Consider the following 24,789-nt stretch of genomic DNA (forward strand, 5'->3'; position numbering starts at 1 on the left):
TTTTATGCAGAAACGTGTCGCCTAGCGCAGTTCAGCCATCGGAACCATGTCCATATCGGTGAAGTCTACGTTGTCACCCGCCATCGCCCAACAGAACGTATAGGCCCCTGTGCCCGCACCCGAGTGGATGGACCACGGCGGAGAAATGACGGCTTCCTCATTGGCTACAACCATGTGACGCGTGTGCGCAGGTTCGCCCATAAAGTGGAAAACACGGTTGTCGTCTTTTACGTCAAAATAAAGATACGCTTCCATTCGACGGTCGTGCACGTGGCAAGGCATGGTGTTCCAAACCGACCCCGGTTTGAATTGCGTATAGCCCATCACAAGTTGGCAGCTTTTGCACACATCGGGATGCAAAAGTTGAATAATAACGCGCTCGTTTGCCGTTTCTGGCGAGCCAAGTTGCACCCGCTTGGCATCAGCTTCGCGGATCAAGGTTGTGGGGTATTTATGGTGGGCGGGCGCCGAGAGAATGTAAAACCGCCCTGCACCTGAAAACTCAACCGCGCCACTGCCCATGCCGACATAGAGCACTTCGCCCTTGGCAATCTCAAAGGTCTCGCCGTCCACTTTGATCGTGCCTGTATCGCCGATGTTTAACACGCCCATTTCGCGCCGCTCAAGGAACGTGTCCGTTCCCGTCTCAGCGAGAGCCTCAAGTGTCAACGCGCCCTTGGTTGGAACCGCACTACCTAGAATAAGACGGTCATAATGGCTGTAAACGAGCTTGATTTCATCATCTGCGAAAAGCCCCTCAACGTGGAAATTCTTGCGCAAGTCTTCGGTGCCGAGCGTTTTGGCGTGTTCTGGGTCTATAGCGTAACGAGTTTCGGCTTTTAGCATGGTCTGTCCTTCATGAGTAATTCCGCGCGAATGTATCAACCCCGCGGCCAGACTCAAGGCGGCAACGGTCAATCTAGGGCGTTATCGCATCCTTTCTCGTCGATATGTCAAACGAGGGAGCATCAAAAGGATTTGACGCGCCCGTAAACTTTCAAGCTGACTTTTTCGCCTTTGCCAAAGCGATGGCCTGCGCCTCCTCCGCGAAGGGCTCTGGGTCGCTGTAAAGCGCGGTCATGAGGTGCTCGCAGTATAAAACCAGTTCTCCTTCGCCCTTATACACGGAATAACTGACGCGCACTTTTCCCATTTTATCGGAGTGCACAACCTTGCTCAGGTTCTCGCGGATTGTGTAGATTGTATCGCCAATAAAGACGGGTTTGATAAAGCGTAGGCGATCATATCCATAGGAAAAGGAGTTCAAGCAATTGGTCGCCGCCAGCCCGAGGCCATAGGAAAACACCATCGCACCAGCCACCAAACGCTTGCCGAAAACGCCCTCGTGGGCCGCGAATTCTTGATCGGACACATAGGGGTGGTGATCCATCACAAGGCTGTTGAAAAGCATGGATTCCCCTTCGGAAATCGTGCGCCGTATCGAGCGAATTTTATCCCCTGGCGTGAAGTCTTCATAAAACCAGTTTTCCGCGTTCCAAACGGGAATTTCTGCGTGATCCTCGGGCAATCCCGGGAGGCCGCGCGCGTGAACACCAATTTCAGCCATGTTGTACCTCATTATAGGAAGGGGGGATTGCGGCTATTTGCGCAACTCAACCAGTAAAATATGTTCGCAATACATCACGGTTTCTCCGCGCTGATTGAACGTTTCGGTTTTTTCAACGACCTGCCCAAATCCGTCACGCTTGGGGTCAAGTTTCATGGCGCCAATCGTCACGACGGTATGAATGGTATCACCAATAAAAACCGGCTTTGGAAAGCGTAGCCGCTCGTAACCATATGTAAACGCACGCGGATTAATTTGGGTCGCTGTAAGCCCCACGCCAATGGCAAAGGTCATTGTGCCGTGGGCAATACGTTGCCCAAAAGGGAGTGTTTTGCAAAACTCTGTGTCCATATGATGGGGAAAAAAATCACCCGTGTGCCCCGCGTGCACCACGAAATCAGTCTCCGTTATCGTCCGCCCGTTCGTCTTGCGCGTATCGCCAAGGGTGTAATCTTCGTAGCATTGTTCGATTTCCATTAGATAGCTCACAGTTTTAATGTTTTATATATGCAATCAAAGTTTACATATAAAAGCAAACAACTCAACATAAAACTGGCATACAGTTCACTCCTTGACGGGTTTATAATATAAAACTAAGTTTTATATAGAAAACATCGAATTTGGAGGATATCATTTGAAACCGCTAGAGGGCCTTCGGGTATTAGACTTCGCTCAGTTTTTAGCGGGCCCCGCCGCCGCTTTGCGGCTCGCCGATTTGGGAGCCGAAGTCATCAAGGTTGAACGCCCAAATGGCGGCGATTTATGCCGCGGTCTTGTTGTGGCGGATCAAATGCTGGATGGCGACAGCTTGCTCTTTCACACCATCAATCGCAACAAATCTGGCGTTTCGGCGGACTTAAAAGACCCCGTTGATTTGCAGCGCGTGAAAAAGCTTATCGCAACCGCCGACGTCATGATCCACAATTTCCGCCCAGGGGTGATGGAAAAAATAGGTTTGGATTTTCAAACAGTTAAGGCTCTTAACCCGCGCATCATATATGCCTCGGTCACGGGATATGGCAGCAAAGGGCCGTGGGTGAAAAAGCCGGGCCAAGACCTCCTTGTACAATCCTTAACCGGAATGCCGTGGCTCTCTGGGGACAGCGATCAAGGGCCCGTTCCTGTGGCGTTTGCTGTGCTTGATATAACCTGCGGCAACCATCTGAGCCAAGGCATTATGGCGGCCCTTTTGCGTCGCTCGGTAACGGGCCAAGGCGCGCTTGTTGAGGTTGATTTGATGAGCAGTTCTCTGGACATGCAATTTGAGATGATAACCTCCTACCTCGCGGGCGCCCCGACCCAGCCAGAGCGCTGCGCCGTAGCGAATGCAGGCGTAAATTCGACAGCACCCTACGGAATTTACAAAGTGCGTGACGGCCATATTGCGATTGCGATGGCTCCGATTTCCAAGCTTGCCGACCTTTTGAACAGCCCTACCCTCGCCGCTTTTGGCGACCCTTTTATCGCGTTCACGAAACGTGATGAAATCAAAGCCGTCCTGCGGGATTTCTTGTTGCCAAAATCCGCCCGTGAAGTGCTCGACGTGCTCGAACCCGCCGATATTTGGTGTGCCGAAGTCCTTGATTGGCCCCGAATGATGGAGGAGGAAGGGTTTAAATCGCTCGACGCACTTCAATCCGTCACGTCGCATGGCGGCACCCAAATGCAAACCACACGCTGCCCTATCCGCATCGATGGGGAGGTTTTAACCTCAACAAAAGGCGCGCCGGCCCTTGGCGCGGATAACGCCGAATATTTTACGGACTAGCCCGCAAAACGGAAAAAGCCGCACCGATTATGGCGCGGCTTTTCCAATTATTTAATCGCTTTAGGCGTCTGCGACACAAACCTGCGCCTGTTGGCCGAGCTTTTCGATACCCAGTTCAACTTTGTCACCAGCTTTTAGAAAACGTGGTGGTTTAAAACCCAACCCAACACCCGGAGGTGTCCCTGTGGAAATGATATCACCGGGATGAAGCGTCATGAACTGACTCAAATAGCTCACGAGGTGTGCAACACCGTAAACCATTGTTTTAGTTGACCCATTCTGTACGCGCTCGCCATTCACTTCAAGCCACATCGACAGGTTTTGTGGATCGCCAACTTCATCAGGCGTCACCAAATAGGGTCCAGTTTGACCGAAGTTGTCACAGGATTTCCCTTTGGTCCATTGGCCTTCACGTTCGATTTGATACGCACGTTCGGACACGTCATTGATGACGCAATAGCCCGCGACATGGTCCAATGCGTTGGCCTCATTCACGTATTTCGCGGCCTTGCCAATCACGACACCCAACTCAACTTCCCAGTCGGTTTTCTCACTGCCGCGCGGGATCAAAATGGGATCATTCGGCCCGCAAATCGCGCTGGTTGCTTTCATAAACAGCACAGGTTCGCTGGGCACGGCCAAGCCGCTTTCTGCAGCGTGATCGGCATAGTTAAGGCCGATGCACATGAATTTACCCGTGCCAGAAACACAAGCACCCAAACGCGGGTTGCCCTCGACCAAGGGAAGGCTTTCCACGTCCAAATCCGCAAACCGCGCCAAGTTTGTAAGAACTTCGCCCGCAATATCACCCACAAATCCGCTGAGATCGCGAATATTTCCAGCTGCATCCAAAACACCCGGTTTTTCGGACCCACGTGGCCCGTATCTTAGAAATTTCATGTTAACTCCGTAGGTTAGGTGGACCATCCACCGTCAATTGCATGGGCTTGGCCCGTTGTGAACCCGCTTTCGTCTGCTGCAAGATAGCAAGCAAGAGCGGCGATTTCTTCGGACGTTCCAAGACGTCCCATTGGCTGGCGGGCTTCAAACTCGCCACGGGCTTTGTCGTAATCCCCTGTGTCGCGCAAACGTTGCTGAAGCGACGGGCTGTCCACGGTTCCGGGGCAAATTGCGTTACAACGCACACCCTGTGCCACATAGTCGGCCGCGACCGATTTCGTGAGGCCAATTACGGCGGCTTTTGTAGTGCCGTAGACAAAGCGATTTGGCACGCCCGTGATGGAACTTGCCACCGATGCCACGTTAATAATGGAGCCATTTCCGCGCTCGATCATCGAAGGTAACACGGCGCGAATTGTGTCAAACATTGCCCGAACATTAAGCAGAAACGCAAAGTCGAGGTCTTCTGGTGTCGCATCAAGAATGGTGCCCGCATGGACAACGCCCGCGCAGTTAAACAGCACGTCAATATGGCCGATTTTGGCAACCAGAGCTGTGATTGCAGCGCTGTCAGTCACATCCAATTGGTGCACTTCGAGGCCTTCGACGCCTTCCAATGGGGTGATGTCGCGATCCGTTGCAATCACGCGTGCGCCCTCTTGTACCATGCGTCGAACGGTTGCCGCACCAATTCCCTGTCCCGCCGCTGTGGCTAGAACAGTTTTTCCTTTTAATCTTTGCACGAATATCTCCTTGGATTAACGCGCCGAAGCCGGCAAACACGCAGGCCCGATGGGTTCAAATGATTTGTAGGTCAGGATAAATTCCTGATGACCTAATTCTTCAGATTTGGTTTTTGCACCATCTGCTGTTGCGATGATAGTGTCAAATATCTCTTGTCCGACTTCTTCGAGGGTCTTTTCCCCCTCAATAATCGCGCCCGCATTGACGTCCATGTCATCCCTCAAGGCGCGATAAGTATCTGGATTTGCGCAAATTTTAATCACCGGCGCAAGGGCCGACCCTACAACAGAGCCACGTCCCGTCACAAAGAGCGTCATATGCGCGCCTGAAGCGATCATTTCGGTGATCTCGGCGTTATCCGCAATATTCGGGAAGCCAAAGCGCACCTCTCCATCCGGCACAACATCCATCAGATAAAGCCCGCCCGTTGGGGGTATATCGCCCGGCTTGATCAGGCCAGAAATCGGTGAACTTCCGGATTTTACATAAGCGCCAAGTGATTTTTCCTCAATCGTCGTCAGGCCACCCGAGGCATTTCCGGACGCAAAGCTCCCAAAACCGAGGGTGTCGTAATAGGCCTCGGCCTTGGCCACTGCATTGCGCAATTCTTGGGCCAATTCAGGTGTCGCGGCGCGCGCGGCCATGATGTCTTCACAGCCAATAAGTTCGCCGGTTTCCTCAAAGATACACGCAGCCCCTTGGGCGACCAATTTATCAAAGGCGCGGCCCGCAGCCGGGTTGCCCGAAATCCCGCTGGTCCCGTCGGAACCGCCACAGATCGTGCCGATAATGAGGTCTTTTACCTGCATCTCCACGCGGGGAACATCGGCGATTTCGGAGAGTGTTTTCTCAATCCATGCGCGCCCTGCCGAGATCGTTGTTGCCGTTCCGCCAGACTTTTGGATGACCAAAGTTTCGACAGGGCGACCAGATGCGCGAATGACGCTTTCAAGTTGTGCACGGTTGAAACTCTCGCAACCCAAAGAGACCAAAAGCACAGCGCCAACGTTTTGGTGCGTACAGAGTTTCTCCATCATATTTTGGGCATAAGCGTTTGGAAAACAACCCGGAAACCCGATCAGATGGACCTCGTTCTCGCCAAATTTCTCCGTGATCTTGCGGCTCACGAAATGCGCGCATTCCACTAAATAAACAACGGCGACGACATTGCGAATGCCCTTGCGCCCATCTTGACGCGCGTATCCTTGAAAGGTCTGAGTCATATGCTATCCTCGCTAACGCCACTTTCTTCAGCGCGATAAACGGTTGCGGTATAATTGCTTTTGACGTTGTGCACATGCACGTTATTGCCTGCCGAAATATCCTGTGTCGCCGTTCCGATGGGCATGCCATATTTGTAAATCACCTCCCCTGAGGTGATGTCACGCGCAGCAATTTTATGCGCCAGCGAGACATCTTGGACGGTCGGGAAACTGTTCGCCCCGATCTGAACAATCGTGCCTTTTGCCACCCCACGCAGGGCGACAAACACGTTATCTTTTTCATGTAATTTTATAAAATTCTCTGCGGGCATTTAGGGCTTCCTTGCAATCTGTGTCGCGGGAGTTGCACTGCTTTCATAGGCAGCTTCAACAAGCGCCATCGTGTTCCATGCATCTTCGACGGAACTGATCAAATTTGGGTCTTCTTGGGTTGCAAACCGTTGCAACTGGCTCATGCGACTGGCGAAAGCATCAATAAACCACGCGCCTGTGAGGGGGATTTCTGTCCACCCGTCGCCTGTATTTATCGACAGGATATCCGGCTCACCGCGAGGATAATCAAGGTTCACGCCAAGCTGAACATAGGCCGCCCCTTTAGTGCCGCATATCCGAAATTCGCAGGCCTGATATTTGCGACCAAAACTGTGGTTATGATTGACCGACAGAGCACAGCGGACGGTATCGCCATAATCAAGGATTGCCGCCGTGCGGGATTGGGCGATTTTGCTGCTCGGGTGCCCCATAGTTTTGGCATGAACGCCGTTGGGATCACCCAGAATACTGCGAATGAAATCAAGATAGTGGATGGAATGGAGCAGAATTTCGACCCGTGGCAATGGCTCCAAAAACTTCCAAAGCCCCCAAGGCGTGTCCAGCGCAAGCCATGCATCAAAATCGACGATCTCGCCAAGCAACCCCTGATCCACGGCGTCTTTTAACGCCAACATCATCGGCGCAAATCTAAGCTGGAAATTTACCGCCGCTTTTAGGTTTTTGGCGCGACAAACCACGAGAATTTCAGTGGCTTGTGCTAAATCACTGCCCATTGGTTTTTGCAGCAACACCACTGCTCCATCTGGCAGGCTACGTAAGATTTTTGCATGCGCATCAGGGGGAGTCGCGAGATCGAAAATCACGTTACGCTGTTCGGCGGCTTCCTCGGCCGTTTCAAAAACGGCGCAGCCAAATCGGGCGGCAACTAAACGCGCTTTCTCAAGGTCAGGATCAAAAACACCCGCAACCTGATAGCCCGCCTTATCATAGGCCGGTAAATGCGCATCCGTCACAATCGAACCCGCCCCAAAGATCACGATGGGGAGCGGGTTGGTGGCTTTTGGCCAATGTTGCTGCAAATTGAGCGTCATGTCGTTTTCCGTTCAGTCAATGTGGAACACGTTTTCCATCATCGCCCACCAATCCTCTGGCCCCCGTGTTTCAAGCGGCGCCTGCATAGGCATACAAATTTCCCACCAGCGTTGGGTTTCAGAGTCGGCGGCCATAATTGCGGCATCAGCGGCAAAATCGCTGCCGTGATACTCCCAATAACCAAACAACAGGTTTTCCGGCTCGCGCAGAAAGATCGTGTAGTTTTTGATATTGCACTCGGATATTTTCGCCAGCACCGAAGGCCAGACGTCTGCGTGCAGTTTTTTATATTCGGTGATGTTTTCGGGCTTAACGCCGATCACCATTCCCATGCGTTCCATCATATCCTCCTATGCACCAAAACTGGCGCTTAGACCGTCGATTTTTTGGGCTTCAATCGCGTCCATATCCCAGTCAATACCAAGGCCCGGCTCCATACTGGCAAAGGCGCGTCCGTTTTCCATCCGCATGGCGGTTTTCGTAAGCCCATCAAGTTGCGGGATATATTCAAGCCACGGAGCATTTGGAATGGCACAAACAAGGCTGACATGCAGCTCCATAAGGAAGTGCGGACACACAGGCACATTGTGCGCTTCGGCCATATGCGCGACTTTCATCCACGGGGTAATCCCGCCAATACGGGCCACGTCGACCTGCACAATACTCGCGCCGCCCGAGACCAGATAGTCTTTGAACTGGCTGATCGAATACATGCTTTCGCCAACGGCAATGGGCACCGACGTACTCGCCGCAAGCGCCACATGTTCCAGCACATCATCGGCGGGAAGCGGCTCTTCGAACCACGCGACATCCAACTGTTCAAGCATATGTGCGCGGCGGGTGGCCTCGGCGCGGCTCAGGCTTTGATTGGCGTCGACCATGATTTCATAAGATGGTCCCACGGCCTCGCGGACCGCCGCCAAACGCGCCCGATCTTCGGAAAGATGCGGCTTGCCGATTTTGACTTTTGAGCCGGAAAACCCTTTGGATTGTGCGTCCAAAGCGTCGGCGACCAAATCCTCGGTCGAGATATGAAGCCAGCCGCCTTCGGTGGTGTACATCGCGACGCTGTCTTTAGCTCCGCCCAACATCTGAAAAAGGGGCAAACCCGCGCGTTTGCAACGCAAATCCCAAAGCGCCGTATCAATCGCTGCGAGCGCAAGTGAGGTAATCGCCCCCACCGATGTGGCATGTGTTGAAAACAGAAGATCCCGCCAGATACGCCCGATTTCTTCGGCCTCGCGGCCAATCAATTTAGGCACCATCGTTTCGCGCAACAGCGACATGATCGCGCCACCGCCCTGCCCGATTGTATAGCTGTATCCAAGGCCCGTTTGCCCTTCGGAATCGGTAATCCGCACAAAAGGCGTTTCTTGGCTGTCGAAGCTTTGTGTCGCGTCAGTACGCTTCACTTTTGGCTTCAAATCCACCATGAATATCTCTACTTTTGAAATCAGTGCCATGGTTACCTCAGTGCTTTTTGAGTTGCGGCGTCAAACAAGTGACAGCGTGTAAGATCAAGCTGAAAGGTCAACCGTTCGCCCGACTTTACGGGGCGCGGATTGTGCATTTTCGCCTGAATTTCCACGCCAGCCAAAGTGACAAACAACAGGGTTTCCGTGCCCAGCGGTTCAGAGAGATCGATGGTCATATCAAAGCTGGCCGCCTCGCCTTGCATCGGAAGGGAATGCCCTTCTGGCATCACATTATCCGCGCGAAAACCAAACACAACTTTTTGCCCTGCGCTCACTTTATCTTTGAAAGCGGCGGGAACGGGAACCAAAACGTCGTCGGTAAGATCAAGCTTCCCGTCCGCCGTAACTGTGGCATCCATCAGGTTCATCGGCGGGCTGCCGATGAAGGTCGCCACAAAGGTGTTTACTGGCGTTTCGAACACTTCAAGGGGGGTGCCTTGTTGCTCGATATGCCCGTCGCGCATGATCACAATGCGGTCCGCGAGGGTCATAGCTTCGACCTGATCGTGGGTCACATAAACGATCGTGGTTTTGATCTTTTGGTGTAGTTTCTTGATCTCAACCCGCATCTGCGCGCGCAGCTTGGCGTCGAGGTTTGAGAGCGGTTCATCGAACAGGAATACATCGGGGTGACGCACAATCGCGCGCCCCATCGCAACCCGTTGGCGTTGACCTCCAGAAAGCGCGCCGGGTTTACGCTCAAGGTATTCCGTCAGGGACAGAATATTGGCGGCTTCGGCCACGGCCTTGGCGATTTCTTCTTCGCTTTTCTTGGCAATTTTAAGCGAGAAGCCTAGGTTTTCGCGCACCGTCATATGCGGATAGAGCGCGTAGTTTTGGAACACCATCGAGATATTGCGATCCCGTGGCGGGAGGTTATTCACCACGTTTTCGCCAATCGAGATTTCACCGCCGGAAATATCCTCAAGCCCTGCAATCATGCGCAGGGTTGTCGATTTCCCGCACCCCGAAGGGCCGACCAGCACCACAAATTCATTGTGCTCAATGTCGAGATTAATCCCATGGACAACCTCAAGGGCGCCGTAGTTTTTGACGATATTTTTAAGTTGGACTTTGGCCATTGGATTATCCTTTCACACCGCCGAAGGTAAGACCGGCAATGAGGTGCTTTTGCACAATGAAAGTTAGGATGAGAGCGGGGATGATCATAAGGACCGCGAGGGCACACATGCCACCCCAATTGATGGTGAATTCCGAGGTGAAATCCCGAAGACCCACAGGCATCGTTTTTGAAAACGTGGAGCGCGTCAACTGGCTTGCCAGCGCGTATTCGTTCCAGCTTGTCAGGAAGGCAAAGATCCCCGCCGACGCAATCCCTGCGCGGGCGACCGGAAATTCAACCCGCCAAAAAGCCTGCCAACGGGTACAGCCGTCGATCTCGGCGGCTTCGGCCAACTCATGCGGAATTTGGCGAAAGAAACCGTCAATCAACCAGATTGTAAACGGCACGTTCATCGCGACATAAACAATGATCAGGCCAATATGCGTATCGATCAATCCGGTTTTCGCCATGACGATGAACAGCGGCAAGGAGAGCGCCACACCAGGAACGGCGCGTGTTAGCATAAGGCCGATAAAAATCCACGTTTTCCCTTTGAACTTAAACCGTGCAAAGGCATAGCCACCCGCCATCCCAACAAGGATCGCAATCAGCGTGGAGGTCACCGAAATAATCAGCGAGTTGGTGAAATATTGCACCACGGGAACCCCGCCCTCGCCCGCCGCGCCAAACATCGCGCGGTAGTGGTCGAGGTTGAGTTCATTGGGAATCCAAACGGGGGGTTTGGCCATAATCTCGACGGTCGGACGGAAGCTGTTCAGCACAATCCAAAGGCCGGGAATACAGATGATTGACATGGCAAGAAACAGGGTGATTTTATGCAGCGAGCCTAAAAGCAAGCCCTGAAGTCGGTGTTTTTGATTAATGTCCATCGGTCTATCCTGCCATGCCCAGCTCGCTACGAGCCGCGTTGAGCTTATTGAAGAAATACACGGTGAAGAAGACGGCGAGAATAATCGAGATATAGCCCATCGCGTTGGCATACCCCATTTTCGCGTCCACATATCCCGTTCGCCCAATCAACGTCCATAACAACTCGGTGCGCCGCGCGGGGCCGCCGTTGGTCATGATTTGAACGATGTCATAAGCCCGCGCTACATCGAGGCTTCGGATAGCCAGAGCGATGTAAATAAAGGGCATAATGAAAGGCAATGTGATGTGTCGGAAGGTTTGCCACGGCGTACAGCCGTCCACTTTAGCCGCTTCCATCGGATCACTCGGGATCGCATATAGCCCCGCGAGGATCAGGATCGCGAACACGCTGGTCGACATCCAAGTTTCGGCAAAAACGATGGCAAAGAACGCCAGTTTTCCATCCACAAGCCACGGGATCGCGGTATCGGAAAGCCCCAAGGATTGCAGCGCACTGTTCACGAGACCAACGTTGTCGTTGAAGATGAACTTGAACTGAAAGCCAACAAGAATGGGCGAGAACATCATCGGGAACATCATCAAAGTGCGCAACGCCCGTTGGCCATAAGTAACCCTGTTCACGAGCAGCGCGAGACCAAGCCCGAGGATCATTTCAAGGTTCAAGGCAACCGTGAGCAGCAGAATTGTGCGGCCAAAGGCGACCCAGAAATTCCAGTCTCCCATGGCTTTTTGATAATTATAGGTGCCGATCCACTTCCAGAGCGTTTCGGGACGCGTCAGCCGGTACGGCGTGAAGCTGGAATACAGGGAGAGAAGAAGCGGAACGAGAACCACTGAGGCAAGGATTATGATTGCCGGCAGCAGCAACACGAACCACGTGGGCAGCTTAATGCGGGGCATGGCTGAAGACTTTTCTTTGGAGGGAAATTGCGGAGGCAGCCCGAAGGCCGCCCCCGCTTCGGAGGACCGAGAGTTTAGTAGACGCCGTTTTCTTGCATCATCTCATCGACAGCTTCAGAAGCTGTTTCAAGTGCCTCGTCGACGGTCTTGTCGCCAAGAATTGCCGCTTGCAGCTCTGGGTAGATCAAGTTTGTCGCTTCAATCCAGTAAGGAGTCTGTGGCGCTGGGAACGCATGAGACGCTGCTGCTTGGAAGGCCGTCAAGACTTCTGCTTGGTAGGGATCATCCTTAGCTGCGGCAACAACAGTTTCCCAAACGGCTGTCCGTGTTGGCAAAGGACCTGCAGAGCTTTCAAGAGTTTGGCTCTCTTCGTTTGTGAGGAAAGCAACAAGCGACGCGCCTGCTTCTTTGTTGTCACATGTTTCCGTCACAGAGAAACCATGGTGGCCCGACCAACCGGTGCGGATACCCGCAGAGCCTTGTGGCTGTACGATTACGCCAACATCGCCTGCAGCTTTCGAGCTTTCTGGATCGTTAAAGTAGCCCGCCCAGCCTGGCCAATCCAGATTGAGAGCAATGGAACCAGAAGCAAATCCTGCACCAAGGTCATCCCAAAGATAGGAGGTTGTTCCGGGAGGAACCGCGCCTGCTTCATATAGATCAACAAACCATGCGAGGGCCCGTTTGCCAGCGTCGCTATTGAACGCAGGAGTCCAGTCGTCGTTAAACAGTTGACCCCCTTCGGCGACGACCATTTCATAGAAACGGCCAACGATTGCTTCGTCTTTACCCGCGTATTGCGTGCCATAGAAGTTTGGCGCGTCGGTAAAGAAGATCGCCTGTTCTTTATACTCGTCCCATGTGTCAGGTGGCGTCAGATCACGGCCCGTTTTTTCTTTATAGGCAGCTTGATTAGCCTCATCCGCATATGCGGATTTGAGATAATACAGGGCGGATACGTCAAATTGTGCACGCGGCAGCATCACTAAAGCGTCGCCAATTTTGGACGCAGCAATGTTAGACGGCACGTATTCAGCAATGAGTTCTGGTGTCAAATAAGGCGTCAAATCTGTGTAAAGGCTTGGGTATTGCGACGCAAAAGACGAGTGGTTGGAGCCAACGCACCAGCCCAAAGTGCCAGCCGCCATGTCGGATTTAAATTCTTTGTCCAACTCGAAGTGGTTTTTCTTGGAAATGATATCAACGGTGGCGCCTGTCTCGGCTTCCCACTCGGCGATACGGGCATAAAGCGCCTCATATTGCTGGCCACCAATCAATTTCGCTTGCAGCGTAACGCCGTCAAACTCGCCCGCATTCGCAGGCACAGCGCTTATGGCTGCGGCACAAGCCGTCGCCGATAGCAGCGCTTTAAGTGTTCGTTTATTCATTCTATCCTCCCATGGATCTACATTCGAGACGGTTATTTCGCCCGCTCTTGTTTTACATATAAACTTGACTTTTATATTTAGTCAATCATTCTCTTGGAGAAGTTTGAAAGGGAACCGCATGCTGTTCGACACCCATCTACACCTGATTTATCCCAACCGATTGACCTATCCGTGGCTCAAAGATGTGCCCGCCCTCGACCAGCCAAACGAGCTTGAATCCTATACACGTATCGCACGAAGGCTTGGAATTTCGGGGTGTTTCAACATGGAGGTCGACGTCACGCCCGACCAAATTGAGCGCGAAACTGACCTCATGTCGGAGTTAATGGCGACGCCCGATAGCCTCCTGAAAGGGGCGATTTCCTCCTGCCGCCCCGAAGAGTCCACCTTTGCCGTACAGCTTGAACGTGCCGAATCAAACCCGACTATCTTTGGCTTTCGTCGTGTTTTGCACACGATGCCCGATGCAACCTCCCAATCAAAACTGTTCCGCGACAACATTAAAAAGCTCTCAAATACCCGCTTCACTTTTGATCTCTGCGTACTGCCCGCACAGATGCATCTAGCCAACGCGTTGGTGGATCATTGCCCCGACGTTCAGTTCATTCTCGACCACTGCGGCGTGCCCGACATCGCCGGCGGAGATATCGAGAATTGGGCGAAAGGCATCGACGAAATCGCAAAACGGTACAACGTTGTGGCTAAAATCTCGGGCGTTATCGCCTATGCTGACGCGCAATCCTGGACCCTCGAAACGATCCGCCCTTATGTGGAACACATCGCAAAAGCCTTCGGTCCCGACCGCCTCATTTGGGGCTCCGATAGTCCGGTTTGCAATTTGGGCGGCGGTCTCGAAACTTGGGTGGCCACGACCCATGCCCTCACAATGGACTGGAGCGCCGAAGAGCGCGCAGCCCTATATCGCGACAACGCCAAACGGATATGGAACCTTTAGCACCCCCATTAAACACGGTTTCGCTTTTGCAGGGAAACAGGTATTAAATTTCAAACTGAAGGAGCGCATATGCCCAAATCTGATAGCGACAATCAAACGGCGAAGTACAACGCTCCTGCCCTGTCCAAAGGCCTCGATATCCTCGAACTCTTGGCCAGCCAAAGCAAAGGTATGAAAAAGTCCGAGATCGCCAAAGCATTGGATCGCTCCATCAGCGAGATTTTCCGCATGCTTGCCGTTCTATCGGAACGTGGCTATGTGGCGCTTGATCAGAAAAGCGAGTGCTACTCCCTCACGCCGCGCCTGTTTGAAATCGCCCATCGTCACCCCCCGATCCGCCGCCTGAACGCGATTGCGGGCGAGGTCATGGAGGATTTGGCCAGAACGCTTAACCAATCTGTACACCTCGCGATTTTGCATAGTTCCGACATCCTCGTCATTGCCCAAACCGATCCCCCTGGCAACAACGTTACCTCGGTACGCCTTGGGGCGCGGGTGCCACTTATCCTTACGGCTTCGGGCGCGGTTTTGACGTATCAGAAAACCCAAAAAGCCCGAAACGCCCTTTGCGCAAACCTCAAAGACATGCCCGCCGACGCGATGGACCAGTTTGAGCGCAACATTCTCGCCACCAAAGCTAACGGCTATTGCGAGAGCCCCTCGGCGGTTATTCAGGGGGTCTACAATATCTCGGTCCCCGTATTTTCATACTCGGGCGACGTGATCGCAGCCATCACGGTTCCCTTTATTAAACGGCTAGTCGCTTCAAATGACGCCACTATGGAAGAGACCCGCCTTGCCCTCATTCAAGCAGGAAAACAAATGTCGCATTTGATTGGTGCTGGGGCTTCTGACTTTGAGGAAACTTCATAAATCATATATAAAAATATGTTTTACTTCTGAAACTATGTGCCGTAACCTCTCTAAAACCGGAGGGCAAGATGAGCACAACTATCCACCTAAAAGGCATGACCTGGTCGGACCCGCGCGGCTATGATCCCGTGGTCGCCGCCGCACATGCCTTTTCGCAAAAACACCCGAATATCTCGATTACATGGGATAAACGCTCGCTTCAGGGGTTTGAAACCACCCCCGTTGACGAACTCGCCGCCGCCTATGATCTGATGATTATTGACCACCCGCATGTTGGTTCTGTGGCAGGCAAAGGCCATTTACTGGCACTCGACGAACACGCATCTGAGGCCAGCCTCGCAGCGCTGGCAAACGAAACCCTCGGCAAAAGCTACATCAGTTATAACCTGCACGGCCACCAATGGGCCCTGCCCGTCGACGCCGCAACACAGGTGCAAGCTTGCCGCCCTGACCTTACCGAGCGCGCCACTACATGGGCGCAAATCGTTGATCGTGCCCGCGAGGGCACCCTGCTTTGGGCGCTTCGTTCGCCTCATACCTTGATGAATTTCTATACACTTGCGGCCAATATCGGCCATCCCTGCGGTTCCTCCCCCGACGAGATCGTGAACGCGCAAGTCGGGGAAAAGGTGTTTGAAGCCCTTTTGGCAGTCTCCGACCATGTCGATCCTATGTGTTTTGATATGGACCCGATCGCGATACTTGACGTCATGGCCACCGAAGATCGTTTCCACACATCGCCCTTTATTTACCTCTATAAAGGATACAGCGACGCGGCCTATCGCCCCCATCGCATTGCCTTCACCGACATCCCGACCCTCGGAAAATCCGGCCCCATTGGCTCCGCCCTTGGCGGCACAGGCCTCGCCGTTTCCGCCAAGACAAAACACCCCGAAATCTGTGTCGACTTCGCGCTTTGGGTGGCGGGGGCGGACTGTCAAAGCACGCTCTATACCCAATCGAATGGCCAACCGGGAAACGCGGTGGCGTGGGGCAACGAGGCCGTCAACGCGCCCGTCATGGACGCCTATTTCAACACCCGCCAAACCCACGAATCCGCGTGGTTACGCCCTCGTCATGATGGCTATATGGGATTTCAGGAAGACGGCTCCACCATCGTCAACGATGTTCTGCAACATAAAACCACACCCGCAAACGCGATGCAGGCGCTCAACGCGCGCTATGCCGCCAGCTTCGCTTAGAAAGACCGTTTCATGACCTACGACGCCCCCCTCAAAGGTATCCGCATCCTTGATTTCAGCCAGTTCCTCGCGGGGCCTTATGCTTCGTTGCGGCTGGCCGACATGGGGGCCGAAGTCATCAAAGTGGAGCGCAAAGGCAAAGGCGACTTGTCGCGTTATCTCTATGTTTCCAACGTGATGATCGACGGCGAAAGCACGATTTTCCATGCGATCAATCGCGGCAAATCCTCGGTCGAGTTGGACCTAAAACAAGACGCCGATCGCGAGAAAATTATGGCGCTTGTCGACAGCGCGGATGTGGTGATCCAAAACTTCAGACCGGGTGTGATTGAGCGCCTCGGCCTTGGGTATGATGCCGTTAGGGCACGCAAACCTGATATCGTTTACGGCTCGATCTCGGGCTACGGAACCGGACATAACTGGCAAAAACTACCCGGTCAGGATTTACTGGCGCAGGCCCGCAGCGGCATCATGTGGCTGTCGGGTGGCGGTACGGATGGGCCCGTTGCGATGGGCCTTCCCATTGCCGACATCCTCGCAGGGGCTGCCCTCGCTCAGGGCCTCCTCGCCCTTTTGTTCCGTCGCGAACGCACAGGCAAAGGCGGCATAGTGGAAACCAGCTTGATCGAAGCAGTCACCGACCTTCAATTCGAGCTTTTAACCACCTTCCTCAATGATGGCGGCATGCTGCCACAACGCCCCAACAACAACCCCGCCCACGCTTATCTATCCGCCCCCTACGGCGTGTATCGCACCGAGGATGGGCATATCGCGGTGGCGATGAACGACCTCAAACACCTGTGCGACGGCCTCGATCTTGACGCTGCGTTCCACGATCTTGACCCCTTCAAGCACCGCGATTCAATCAAAGCGGAGCTGGCAAATCATTTACTTTTGAACACCACCGATCATTGGATGACGGCTATGATCGCAGCCGATATTTGGGCAGCCCCCGTGATGGATTGGAACGGATTGATGGGGTCTGGCGTGCTACAGGAGCTTGATATGATTGCCGATTTGGAACGTGGCGGCGAACACTTCAAAACACTTTCCGCGCCGCTGCGCATTGATGGGGTACGTCCCAAAGCACTAGGTGCCGCGCCGCTTTTGGGTGCCAATAATAGGCTCCTAGAACGGGAATAACTTATGCGGGTTGGGAGTTGACACAGCCTCCCCCAAGATATAACCATTTAGTTATGAAACCAATTAGCTATGAAGCAACAACCCTAGATGCTGTGTTTTCGGCACTTTCGGACCCGACGCGCCGCGCCATTCTTGCCCGTCTGGCCCATGGGGAAGCGACGGTCAAAGAACTGGCTGCGCCGTTTAATGTCAGCCAACCGGCGATTTCAAAACATCTAAAAATATTGGAAAACACCGGGCTAATTGCGCGCGGCCAAATCCGACAAAGTCGGCCTGCGTACCTGCGAGCGGAACCAATGAAAGAGGCCATGAACTGGCTAACAGAATTTCGTCGGTTTTGGGGGGTGAGTTTTGACCAACTCGACCACCTATTAGAAACACTAAATGACGACGGAAAGGACACCCACGACCATGAGTAAACTCCCAGTATACCAGTATAATCGCGAATTTGAGCCCCCCCTTGCCAAGATTTGGAAAGCGTGGACGGATCCAACACTTTTAGCTGTTTGGTACGGCCCGGGTGTTGAAACGATCATCCATGAGTTTGATCCCAAGGCGGGCGGGCGCTGGCTTAATGAGATGAAATGGGGTGAAAAATCTGATTTCAGTCGAATGGATTTTATCGAAGTTGAAACGGCCAAACGGATGGTGTGGAACCACTCCTCCACGGATAAGGACTGGAACATTCAGCCCAGCCAAATGATGCCTGACTGGCCCAAAACGCTTCTGACAACGGTTTCCTTTGTTGACAAGGGTGACAAAACCAAAGTGCAGTTGGAGCAAATTCCCGTGGATGCAACGGAGGCAGAAATTGCCTGTTTCACCAAAATGATGAGCAACATGGACAACGGTTGGGGCAAGGGCTTTGATCTTCTTGAAACGTTGATTCCCGACAAGGTGTAACCACATATAAGGGCCAAATCGCTTCGGCCCTTATATCTCTAATGACTATCCGAGGCCGTTCCGACAGGCGTTGCTATAGGGGGCGAGTGCGCGCCTCACACTTGCGAGGGCCAAATCTTTGGCAAGTGCGGGAGTCTCACCAAGGGCAACCGATTGATACTGACATGGCATAAACTGGCTGATCAACGTCTCTGGAATTTGCAGACCTTCGAGCGCACCGAATAGCGCATCCACCGCTTTGACGGCTTCTGGATTCGTCCAATAATAGCGGATGCGATCACTATAACTATAGTGGCGCTGGATTTTCTGGGCGGCCTTGGTGCCCGTGTAATAATCCTGCCAGTATTCGGGTTGCGCCAGCATGATCTGCTCTAGCTTTGCGGGCAAGGTTCCAGCGTCATACCCCTCGCAAATTTCCCCGGCGATTTGATCAAGCGCGTAGTAAGCTTCGCGCAAGGCAAACGTCAGCCCCGGCCCCACTTTGAGAATGGCAAAACCGCCAGTTACGAGCGCGCGCAGGGCTTGCGGCGTTTGATAATCGGTTGAATGCGCTTCAAAAACCACCCGCGCGTATTCCTTGCGCCATTTGCTGAGCGCGCCTGCTTTTTCTGGAACAAAGTGGATAACGTTGGCATGGCCAAATTCTACACCCGGCTGCACGACAACGCCGATGGAGCGGGCAAAAGCCTCCTCAAGACCTAGCGCTGCAAAGGCATTCTGGTGCAAAACCATGGTTTCGCTTACGTCCTCGCTGGTCGTAACCTCGAGTAAGTCGAGTTCCTCCGATGCGCCTCCGGGAACCGGCACTTCGGTTCCGATGATATAGGCGGGCGGCAAATGCCCTGCCGCTAGGGCCGCGTAATCAGCCACCTTCGCCAGTTCTGCTGCGCGTGTTGCGATGGTTTTTGGCGGCAACGGATTTACATCATCCGCACAGGCCATGCTCGCGTCCAAGTGGATTTTGGAAAACCCCGCGCGGGCATAGGCTGCCGTCATTTCACAGGCTTTTGCCATCGCGTCGGATGCGGGAAGTTTGCGCCATGGATTCGGCCCCAAATGATCGCCCCCAAACAGGATGCTATCGAGGGGAAAATCAACGCTGGCCGCGATACCCGCCACAAATTGGCGGAAGTCTTGTGGCGTCATGCCTGTGTATCCGCCGTCCTGATTGGCCTGATTACAGGTCGCCTCAATCAAAACAAATCCGCCATTATCGGCCGCCTCCAAAAGGCTCGCCTCAATGACCATCGCATTGGCGCTGCAAACGGACGTAATGCCAACAAAGTCCTTTTGGTTGTGCTGTTCTGGAAGGGCGAGCAAGTGATCTAGGGCGTGTTTCATTGTGTCTCCAACATGACAACTTTGGTGAGGTGGCGCGGTGTCGTTGTATCGATTCCTTGCGCGGCGGCATAGCGTTCGCCCAACAATTGCAGCGCGGGAAGGCACTCAACACCCGAAAAATCCCCTGCACTGGTAACATCTAGCGAGATATCCCCTGCGCCGCCGAGCCCTAAAACCCAAGCGCCTTTTGCCTGTAGTTCCTGAACCAACGCCGCTTCATCAGCGCGGGTATCTGCATGGTACAGCATCACAACAGCGGTGCGTTCGTCAACGAGGCTGATCGGGCCGTGCCGGTATTCGCCCGGATGAAAACCCTGTGTGTAACAGATCGCCATTTCTTGAAGCTTGAGCGCGCCTTCGAGCGCAACACCGTAATTTGCACCGCCCCCGAGAAAAACAAAATGTGTGCGCTTGGCGTAAGCGTCCACGGGAACCGCATCCAAGGCCCGCATGGTTTCCTCAGCGCGACCTGCCAAAATATCGTCGATCTTTAGGCCCGCCATCGCGTAGCCCGCCAACAGCATCAAACTCGCAGATGAGGTCATAACAATCCCCTCGCTGGGATGCGTTTCAAACTCCACCGCGATGGATGCGGCCCCACTTAACGCGGACTTCGGAGCACTGGTAACGCCAATAGTTTTTTGGCCCCGCGCTTGGCTTGCCAGCACGGCCTGAACTGTTTCCGTGGTCTCACCGCTGCGAGAAAGGGCGATAACTTCGACGTCCCCCGTCCCCTTCGCGAGGTAGGCCTGTGGGCGCACGATCCATTCGCCAGCGGGTACGGCAATGGCACGAAGACCGTTGGCATTCATCGCGGCGGAGACCGCCAGCGCAAGGTTGTAGGATGTGCCGCATCCAACAATCACGCGCGTACCGTTCATGGGCGAAAGCGGCGCGGGCATTTGAGCTGCGCGCCAGTATTGGAATTGTCCAAAGATGCCTTCAAGCGTCGGGTTCATATTGGTTTCCTTATGTTAAACTTTGGCGCGCTTGCCTTCGACTGCGTCACAGGCGTCACAGGCGTCACCCCGCGGCATCAGGTTTTCTCCAAAATACGCAAATAAAGATCACAGTCAATCATATTTATGATTGAAATTGACGCATTCCTGTGTCAAAACTAAAAGAAACGGGGATTTTATGACAACTAACCGCCATTCTGACCTGCTCCTGCTCCTTTTGGCTAAGGGGCAAACATCCGTTCAAGACATCGCGACATCCCTTGGAGCCTCGCTCGCGACTGTGCGGCGAGACTTGATCGAATTAGAGCAAATGGGCAAAATAGAGCGGCGGCACGGGTCCGCGCGCATCGCGACAGGGGCGCACAAGGAACTGGCATTTTCGGCACGGGAACAGGCGCAGATCGAGGCGAAACGCTCCATCGCCTATGTTGCCGCGCAGGAAATCCAGCCCGACGAAACGCTGTTTTTAGACGCGAGTACAACCGTCCTGCAATTGGTGCCGCATATTCGCAATCTGAATGCACCCATCAAAGTTTTCACCAACGGCTTGGTTGCAGCTCAAGAGCTTGCGCATATTCCCCATGTCGACCTCACCCTCATTGGCGGGCGTGTACGTGCCGAAAACCTGTCGATGGTTGGCGCCGCCGCAATTGCGATGATGGAGGGGCTTTGGTTTGATCGTTTGTTCCTCGGAGCCACCGCAATAGACGACGAAGGCCGCCTCACCAGCCTAGAATCCGAAGAGGCCGCAATGAACGCGCAGATGATTAAACACAGCGCGAATGTGACGGTTTTAGCCGATAGGAGCAAGTTTGGACACCGCGCAACGCATGCCGTCGCGCGGCTTGATGCCAAACACACGTTGATTTCCGAGTGCAGACCAGTAAGTCCACTTGCTGGCTACATTGCGCGCGCGGGCCTCACATTCAAATTGGCAGATGTGGACGCCTAGATGCGCAATTCGGGCCCCTAGTTAAAGGTTTCGGGCATGACCATTTTTGGCAGCCACAGCGCGATCTCTGGGAACACGATGATGAGAAGCAGGATCGCGAGCATTGGCAGTAGAATAATCACAACGTCGCGCATCACCTGCACCACATTCATGCCGCCAATCGACGCAGATATCAGCAAACACAGCCCATAAGGCGGCGTCACGAGGCCAAATGCGAGGGACACAATGCCGATAATAGCAAAGACGATTGGATGGATATCGGCGGCAGTTGCAACAGGCAATAGAACCGTGCCCAGAATGATAATCGTTGGGATCGCATCAATAAACAAACCAAAGAAAAGGAACAGGCCAGCGATCACGAGGGCGGTTCCGAACGATCCGAACTCAAGGCTCGTCATGAAATCCACGATCAGGCGCGGCACGTTAAAGAAGGCCAAAAGCCACCCGAACGCAGAAGCCGTCCCAATCGCAAACAGCGAAATCGACGCGAACCGCCCCGTGTCATAGAAGATATGACCAAGGTCGCGCACCGAAACGGTCCGATACACAAACATGCCAAGGATCAAGGAGTAACCGGCCGCAATAATGGCGCTTTCTGTTGGGGTAACGATACCGCCAACAATACCGCCAATGACCAAAACGGGGGTCATCAAGGCAAGGAACGAGCCCTTAAATGCATGCCAAATATCGCACAGGCTGGGCTTACCGATGATGGGGTAATCATAAACTTTGGCATAGCCATAGACCGTAGCCATCAAGGCGACGCCGATCATTAACCCCGGCGTCGCACCCGCCAAAAACAAGGCGCCGACAGAGGTTTGCATCACTCCGCCCCAGACGATCATCAAGATGCTCGGCGGAATAATAACGCCCATTACCGATGAGCATGCCGTGAGCGCAATCGCGAACCGCGTATCATACCCTTCCTTGACCATCGCTGGGATGAGGATTTTACCACAACCCGCAGCATCAGCAGTTGAGGAGCCTGAAATTCCGGCAAAAAGCATCGACACGGCGACATTCACATGCCCAAGGCCGCCAGGCATCCAGCCCGTCAAAACGCGGGCAAGGTCAATCAGTTTGTCGGTTATTTTCCCCGAATTCATCAGGTTGGCAGCAAGTAAAAAGAAGGGCACAGCCAGCAAAATAAACGAGTTATAGGACTGAAACATCCGATCCAAAACGATGAACGGGGTCAACCGCAAATCCAGCAAGACGATCGGGATTGTCGCGATCCCAAGCGCAAAAGCGACGGGAATGCGCATTGCAACGAGGAAAATGAACCCGCCCACAAGAATGGCGCAGGCGAGACCGGTTGAAACAATCATGCTTAAACTTTCTGAGTAGAAGCGCGGTATTCCGCGACAGCTTCATACAGGCGATAGCCCGTGAAAAACATCCAAACTACACCGGTAATTGGGACTGAAATATAGGTAATCATCATATTCGCACGCATCATGACCGAGTTTTGGATGTATCCAAACTTGGCGTATTCGATCCCGTACCACGCGAAAATGAGGGAGAAGGCTCCGATCAAAACGAGGACAAATCCATTTTGAAGAAGCTTGAGGAGGGGATTTCTGGCGTCAGGAATAACGCGCACATCAAAATGAGTTCCGTCCCAAACGGCGACCATAGCTCCGATCATAACCACCCAGACAAACAGGAATGTCGCCAGTTCTTCGGTCCAAAGATAGACAGGGATAATGCCAGTATAGCGCGCTATGACTTGCATCCCGACCGGAATTGCCAAAGCGGCAACAAGGAAACCGAGTAAGAAACGAAGACCGTTGCAGAAGGTATCTAGAAAGCGTCCGAACATAGGGCCCTACCGATCAATGGATGAACCCCCAACGCTTGAAAACGTTGGGGGCAAAGAGAGCGATTATTGCTCGCGGATTGCTTTAAGAAGGTCGGTCGCGCCCAATTCGGTCGCATATGCGTCCTGTACGGGGATCACCATTTCCAACAATTTGTCGCGATCAGCAAACTCTAAAACGGTAATTTGGCCCGCATCGATCATCTCTTGCATTTTGAGACCATCTTCGGTGCTTTCCAAGTTGCGACCAAATGCGCCAGCTTCGGCACCCGCTTGAAGAACCGCGGCTTGAAGCTCTTCTGGAAGTTTACGGAAAGTTTTGCCACTCATAACGATGGGCCGCACCGTGATGGCATGGCGGGTCAACGTGATGTTTGGTGCGACTTCGTAGAACTTGAGGTTCTGGATCGACGCCGCTTCGTTTTCAAATCCAGCAATCACGCCTGTCTGAATCGCGTTATAAACCTCGTTATAGGCAATTGCCGAAGGTGCTGCTTGGATCGCAGAGAAGATTTGCGCTTGGATCGGAGCGCCCATGACGCGCATCTTGTGACCCATCAAATCGGCCATATCCTTGACCGGCTCTGCGGACGCCAAATTGCGGACACCGCCCCCCGTATAACCGATAATTTTGATGTCTGCTTTTTCAAGCAACTCATCCTCGAGGGGTGCCATAACACCGCTTGAGAGGGCTGCATTCCAATGGTCCAAATCGCGGAAAAGGAACGGCATATCCATGAGGGGGATCGATGGGGCAAAAACAGCCATATTGGACGGCGCCATAACAGCATAATCGATCGCAACACCCTGCTGCAAGAACGTCACGAAGTCGCTTTCGTCCCCAAGCTCGCCATTCAAGCGCAGATCAAACTCAACATCACCATCATATGATTCAGCCACGAGTTCTTCAAACTGTCTCAGTGTTTTTGTATAGGCATGATTTTCATCAAACATGCTCGCGCCGCGCAACGTGATCGTATCGGCAAAGGCGGCAGAAGCGAAAAGCGCTGACGCCGACACAGCGCAAACTGCGATGCACTTAAAAGATTTGTAAAAAGACATGTATTCCTCCCTAGAAACTATATGTGACTCCCTCAATGTTGAGCGGCGTCGCCAACATCTATAAGCGTCATATTTGTAAATCGTCAACAAAATTTGTTAAATTTTGGAAAATAAACATGTCGATCCACATATTTTGGGCAAGCACCATTTCTAGCAAACCCTTTCAAAATGGTCCCATTGATTAAAGGGCTCACTTCCCAGACGTCATAGGACGCCGTGACAATTTCCACGCCCTGTTGGCCATCACGACTAGACACATAAAATAAAGGGACATAGCGGACCTGCATTCAGAACTG

The 24,789-nt window shown here is 53.2% G+C and carries 27 protein-coding genes; 8 read left to right on the top strand and 19 right to left on the bottom strand.

Annotation, left to right across the window (positions count from 1 at the left end; all coding sequences use genetic code 11):
- Positions 1-21 precede the first annotated feature (21 nt).
- The 3 genes from kduI to AB9F29_RS09790 all read right to left on the bottom strand — a co-directional run bounded on the left by kduI (position 22) and on the right by AB9F29_RS09790 (position 2,044).
- A complete protein-coding gene (gene kduI / locus AB9F29_RS09780) occupies positions 22-846 on the bottom strand; it encodes a 5-dehydro-4-deoxy-D-glucuronate isomerase (protein ID WP_369755508.1) in 825 nt (274 codons plus the stop codon).
- Between the two features lie 151 nt (positions 847-997).
- Positions 998-1,567, bottom strand: coding sequence for a MaoC family dehydratase (locus AB9F29_RS09785; RefSeq protein WP_369755510.1), 570 nt, complete (start codon positions 1,565-1,567; stop codon positions 998-1,000).
- Between the two features lie 33 nt (positions 1,568-1,600).
- Positions 1,601-2,044: a MaoC family dehydratase gene (locus tag AB9F29_RS09790; protein ID WP_369755511.1), complete on the bottom strand. Its 444-nt coding sequence runs from the start codon at positions 2,042-2,044 to the stop codon at positions 1,601-1,603.
- A 157-nt stretch (positions 2,045-2,201) separates the two neighbouring features.
- On the opposite strand from AB9F29_RS09790, the gene AB9F29_RS09795 reads away from it, so the two are divergent.
- Complete coding sequence (locus tag AB9F29_RS09795) at positions 2,202-3,335, top strand: CaiB/BaiF CoA transferase family protein (RefSeq protein WP_369755512.1); 1,134 nt, start codon at positions 2,202-2,204, stop codon at positions 3,333-3,335.
- A 60-nt stretch (positions 3,336-3,395) separates the two neighbouring features.
- On the opposite strand, the gene AB9F29_RS09800 is transcribed toward AB9F29_RS09795, so the two are convergent.
- From AB9F29_RS09800 to AB9F29_RS09850, 11 genes are all read right to left on the bottom strand, one after another.
- Complete coding sequence (locus tag AB9F29_RS09800; RefSeq protein ID WP_039001219.1) at positions 3,396-4,235, bottom strand: fumarylacetoacetate hydrolase family protein; 840 nt, start codon at positions 4,233-4,235, stop codon at positions 3,396-3,398.
- A 14-nt stretch (positions 4,236-4,249) separates the two neighbouring features.
- Positions 4,250-4,978, bottom strand: a complete 729-nt coding sequence (locus tag AB9F29_RS09805; protein ID WP_335584765.1) for an SDR family oxidoreductase — start codon at positions 4,976-4,978, stop codon at positions 4,250-4,252.
- 15 nt (positions 4,979-4,993) lie between these two features.
- Entirely contained in the window at positions 4,994-6,202 is a 1,209-nt protein-coding gene (locus tag AB9F29_RS09810) for a UxaA family hydrolase (protein ID WP_335584764.1), read from the bottom strand.
- Entirely contained in the window at positions 6,199-6,513 is a 315-nt protein-coding gene (locus AB9F29_RS09815) for a UxaA family hydrolase (RefSeq protein WP_369755513.1), read from the bottom strand. The genes AB9F29_RS09810 and AB9F29_RS09815 overlap by 4 nt, the downstream gene beginning before the upstream one ends.
- Positions 6,514-7,566, bottom strand: coding sequence for a Gfo/Idh/MocA family protein (locus AB9F29_RS09820; RefSeq protein WP_369755514.1), 1,053 nt, complete (start codon positions 7,564-7,566; stop codon positions 6,514-6,516).
- A 12-nt stretch (positions 7,567-7,578) separates the two neighbouring features.
- Entirely contained in the window at positions 7,579-7,911 is a 333-nt protein-coding gene (locus tag AB9F29_RS09825) for an L-rhamnose mutarotase (protein ID WP_369755515.1), read from the bottom strand.
- A gap of 6 nt (positions 7,912-7,917) precedes the next feature.
- Complete coding sequence (locus AB9F29_RS09830; RefSeq protein ID WP_369755516.1) at positions 7,918-9,030, bottom strand: mandelate racemase/muconate lactonizing enzyme family protein; 1,113 nt, start codon at positions 9,028-9,030, stop codon at positions 7,918-7,920.
- A 2-nt stretch (positions 9,031-9,032) separates the two neighbouring features.
- Entirely contained in the window at positions 9,033-10,124 is a 1,092-nt protein-coding gene (locus AB9F29_RS09835; protein ID WP_369755518.1) for an ABC transporter ATP-binding protein, read from the bottom strand.
- A gap of 4 nt (positions 10,125-10,128) precedes the next feature.
- Entirely contained in the window at positions 10,129-10,995 is an 867-nt protein-coding gene (locus tag AB9F29_RS09840; protein ID WP_039001211.1) for a carbohydrate ABC transporter permease, read from the bottom strand.
- A gap of 4 nt (positions 10,996-10,999) precedes the next feature.
- Positions 11,000-11,896, bottom strand: coding sequence for a sugar ABC transporter permease (locus tag AB9F29_RS09845; protein ID WP_335584758.1), 897 nt, complete (start codon positions 11,894-11,896; stop codon positions 11,000-11,002).
- A 74-nt stretch (positions 11,897-11,970) separates the two neighbouring features.
- Entirely contained in the window at positions 11,971-13,284 is a 1,314-nt protein-coding gene (locus tag AB9F29_RS09850; RefSeq protein WP_369755519.1) for a sugar ABC transporter substrate-binding protein, read from the bottom strand.
- A gap of 118 nt (positions 13,285-13,402) precedes the next feature.
- On the opposite strand from AB9F29_RS09850, the gene AB9F29_RS09855 reads away from it, so the two are divergent.
- From AB9F29_RS09855 to AB9F29_RS09880, 6 genes are all read left to right on the top strand, one after another.
- Positions 13,403-14,239, top strand: coding sequence for an amidohydrolase (locus AB9F29_RS09855; protein WP_369755520.1), 837 nt, complete (start codon positions 13,403-13,405; stop codon positions 14,237-14,239).
- Between the two features lie 69 nt (positions 14,240-14,308).
- A complete protein-coding gene (locus AB9F29_RS09860) occupies positions 14,309-15,112 on the top strand; it encodes an IclR family transcriptional regulator (RefSeq protein WP_369755522.1) in 804 nt (267 codons plus the stop codon).
- Positions 15,113-15,180: 68 nt separating this feature from the next.
- A complete protein-coding gene (locus AB9F29_RS09865; protein WP_369755523.1) occupies positions 15,181-16,314 on the top strand; it encodes an extracellular solute-binding protein in 1,134 nt (377 codons plus the stop codon).
- A gap of 12 nt (positions 16,315-16,326) precedes the next feature.
- Complete coding sequence (locus AB9F29_RS09870) at positions 16,327-17,457, top strand: CaiB/BaiF CoA transferase family protein (protein WP_369755524.1); 1,131 nt, start codon at positions 16,327-16,329, stop codon at positions 17,455-17,457.
- A gap of 53 nt (positions 17,458-17,510) precedes the next feature.
- Positions 17,511-17,876, top strand: a complete 366-nt coding sequence (locus tag AB9F29_RS09875) for an ArsR/SmtB family transcription factor (RefSeq protein WP_369755525.1) — start codon at positions 17,511-17,513, stop codon at positions 17,874-17,876.
- Complete coding sequence (locus AB9F29_RS09880) at positions 17,869-18,360, top strand: SRPBCC domain-containing protein (RefSeq protein WP_369755526.1); 492 nt, start codon at positions 17,869-17,871, stop codon at positions 18,358-18,360. Before AB9F29_RS09875 ends, AB9F29_RS09880 begins: the two co-directional genes overlap by 8 nt.
- Positions 18,361-18,405: 45 nt before the next feature.
- Here the strand turns inward: AB9F29_RS09880 and AB9F29_RS09885 are convergent, their stop codons facing one another.
- Complete coding sequence (locus AB9F29_RS09885; protein WP_369755527.1) at positions 18,406-19,701, bottom strand: D-tagatose-bisphosphate aldolase, class II, non-catalytic subunit; 1,296 nt, start codon at positions 19,699-19,701, stop codon at positions 18,406-18,408.
- Positions 19,698-20,660, bottom strand: coding sequence for an SIS domain-containing protein (locus AB9F29_RS09890; RefSeq protein ID WP_369755528.1), 963 nt, complete (start codon positions 20,658-20,660; stop codon positions 19,698-19,700). Before AB9F29_RS09890 ends, AB9F29_RS09885 begins: the two co-directional genes overlap by 4 nt.
- Positions 20,661-20,838: 178 nt before the next feature.
- Between AB9F29_RS09890 and AB9F29_RS09895 the strand changes: the two genes are divergently transcribed.
- Positions 20,839-21,612 carry a DeoR/GlpR family DNA-binding transcription regulator gene (locus tag AB9F29_RS09895; protein ID WP_369755529.1) on the top strand — a complete coding sequence of 258 codons (774 nt, stop codon included), beginning with the start codon at positions 20,839-20,841 and terminating at the stop codon, positions 21,610-21,612.
- Positions 21,613-21,629: 17 nt separating this feature from the next.
- Here AB9F29_RS09895 and AB9F29_RS09900 read toward each other — a convergent pair whose 3' ends face one another.
- From AB9F29_RS09900 to AB9F29_RS09910, 3 genes are all read right to left on the bottom strand, one after another.
- A complete protein-coding gene (locus AB9F29_RS09900; RefSeq protein WP_039001201.1) occupies positions 21,630-22,940 on the bottom strand; it encodes a TRAP transporter large permease in 1,311 nt (436 codons plus the stop codon).
- 2 nt (positions 22,941-22,942) lie between these two features.
- Positions 22,943-23,434 carry a TRAP transporter small permease gene (locus AB9F29_RS09905; protein WP_369755530.1) on the bottom strand — a complete coding sequence of 164 codons (492 nt, stop codon included), beginning with the start codon at positions 23,432-23,434 and terminating at the stop codon, positions 22,943-22,945.
- Between the two features lie 63 nt (positions 23,435-23,497).
- Positions 23,498-24,493 carry a TRAP transporter substrate-binding protein gene (locus AB9F29_RS09910; protein WP_369755531.1) on the bottom strand — a complete coding sequence of 332 codons (996 nt, stop codon included), beginning with the start codon at positions 24,491-24,493 and terminating at the stop codon, positions 23,498-23,500.
- Positions 24,494-24,789 lie beyond the last annotated feature (296 nt).

This window comes from Falsihalocynthiibacter sp. S25ZX9 (assembly GCF_041205405.1).
Taxonomy (GTDB): Bacteria; Pseudomonadota; Alphaproteobacteria; order Rhodobacterales; family Rhodobacteraceae; genus Falsihalocynthiibacter; species Falsihalocynthiibacter arcticus.

Bases quoted from the DNA above. Each gene is read 5' to 3' on its own strand.
- kduI (WP_369755508.1), bottom strand. From the start codon at position 846: ATGCTAAAAGCCGAAACTCGTTACGCTATAGACCCAGAACACGCCAAA.
- AB9F29_RS09810 (WP_335584764.1), bottom strand. From the start codon at position 6,202: ATGACTCAGACCTTTCAAGGATACGCGCGTCAAGATGGGCGCAAGGGC.
- AB9F29_RS09885 (WP_369755527.1), bottom strand. From the start codon at position 19,701: ATGAAACACGCCCTAGATCACTTGCTCGCCCTTCCAGAACAGCACAAC.
- AB9F29_RS09850 (WP_369755519.1), bottom strand. From the start codon at position 13,284: ATGAATAAACGAACACTTAAAGCGCTGCTATCGGCGACGGCTTGTGCC.
- AB9F29_RS09875 (WP_369755525.1), top strand. From the start codon at position 17,511: ATGAAACCAATTAGCTATGAAGCAACAACCCTAGATGCTGTGTTTTCG.
- AB9F29_RS09890 (WP_369755528.1), bottom strand. From the start codon at position 20,660: ATGAACCCGACGCTTGAAGGCATCTTTGGACAATTCCAATACTGGCGC.
- AB9F29_RS09900 (WP_039001201.1), bottom strand. From the start codon at position 22,940: ATGATTGTTTCAACCGGTCTCGCCTGCGCCATTCTTGTGGGCGGGTTC.
- AB9F29_RS09840 (WP_039001211.1), bottom strand. From the start codon at position 10,995: ATGGACATTAATCAAAAACACCGACTTCAGGGCTTGCTTTTAGGCTCG.
- AB9F29_RS09880 (WP_369755526.1), top strand. From the start codon at position 17,869: ATGAGTAAACTCCCAGTATACCAGTATAATCGCGAATTTGAGCCCCCC.
- AB9F29_RS09790 (WP_369755511.1), bottom strand. From the start codon at position 2,044: ATGGAAATCGAACAATGCTACGAAGATTACACCCTTGGCGATACGCGC.
- AB9F29_RS09910 (WP_369755531.1), bottom strand. From the start codon at position 24,493: ATGTCTTTTTACAAATCTTTTAAGTGCATCGCAGTTTGCGCTGTGTCG.
- AB9F29_RS09815 (WP_369755513.1), bottom strand. From the start codon at position 6,513: ATGCCCGCAGAGAATTTTATAAAATTACATGAAAAAGATAACGTGTTT.
- AB9F29_RS09785 (WP_369755510.1), bottom strand. From the start codon at position 1,567: ATGGCTGAAATTGGTGTTCACGCGCGCGGCCTCCCGGGATTGCCCGAG.
- AB9F29_RS09860 (WP_369755522.1), top strand. From the start codon at position 14,309: ATGCCCAAATCTGATAGCGACAATCAAACGGCGAAGTACAACGCTCCT.
- AB9F29_RS09835 (WP_369755518.1), bottom strand. From the start codon at position 10,124: ATGGCCAAAGTCCAACTTAAAAATATCGTCAAAAACTACGGCGCCCTT.
- AB9F29_RS09905 (WP_369755530.1), bottom strand. From the start codon at position 23,434: ATGTTCGGACGCTTTCTAGATACCTTCTGCAACGGTCTTCGTTTCTTA.
- AB9F29_RS09800 (WP_039001219.1), bottom strand. From the start codon at position 4,235: ATGAAATTTCTAAGATACGGGCCACGTGGGTCCGAAAAACCGGGTGTT.
- AB9F29_RS09825 (WP_369755515.1), bottom strand. From the start codon at position 7,911: ATGATGGAACGCATGGGAATGGTGATCGGCGTTAAGCCCGAAAACATC.
- AB9F29_RS09830 (WP_369755516.1), bottom strand. From the start codon at position 9,030: ATGGCACTGATTTCAAAAGTAGAGATATTCATGGTGGATTTGAAGCCA.
- AB9F29_RS09895 (WP_369755529.1), top strand. From the start codon at position 20,839: ATGACAACTAACCGCCATTCTGACCTGCTCCTGCTCCTTTTGGCTAAG.
- AB9F29_RS09845 (WP_335584758.1), bottom strand. From the start codon at position 11,896: ATGCCCCGCATTAAGCTGCCCACGTGGTTCGTGTTGCTGCTGCCGGCA.
- AB9F29_RS09855 (WP_369755520.1), top strand. From the start codon at position 13,403: ATGCTGTTCGACACCCATCTACACCTGATTTATCCCAACCGATTGACC.
- AB9F29_RS09865 (WP_369755523.1), top strand. From the start codon at position 15,181: ATGAGCACAACTATCCACCTAAAAGGCATGACCTGGTCGGACCCGCGC.
- AB9F29_RS09870 (WP_369755524.1), top strand. From the start codon at position 16,327: ATGACCTACGACGCCCCCCTCAAAGGTATCCGCATCCTTGATTTCAGC.
- AB9F29_RS09820 (WP_369755514.1), bottom strand. From the start codon at position 7,566: ATGACGCTCAATTTGCAGCAACATTGGCCAAAAGCCACCAACCCGCTC.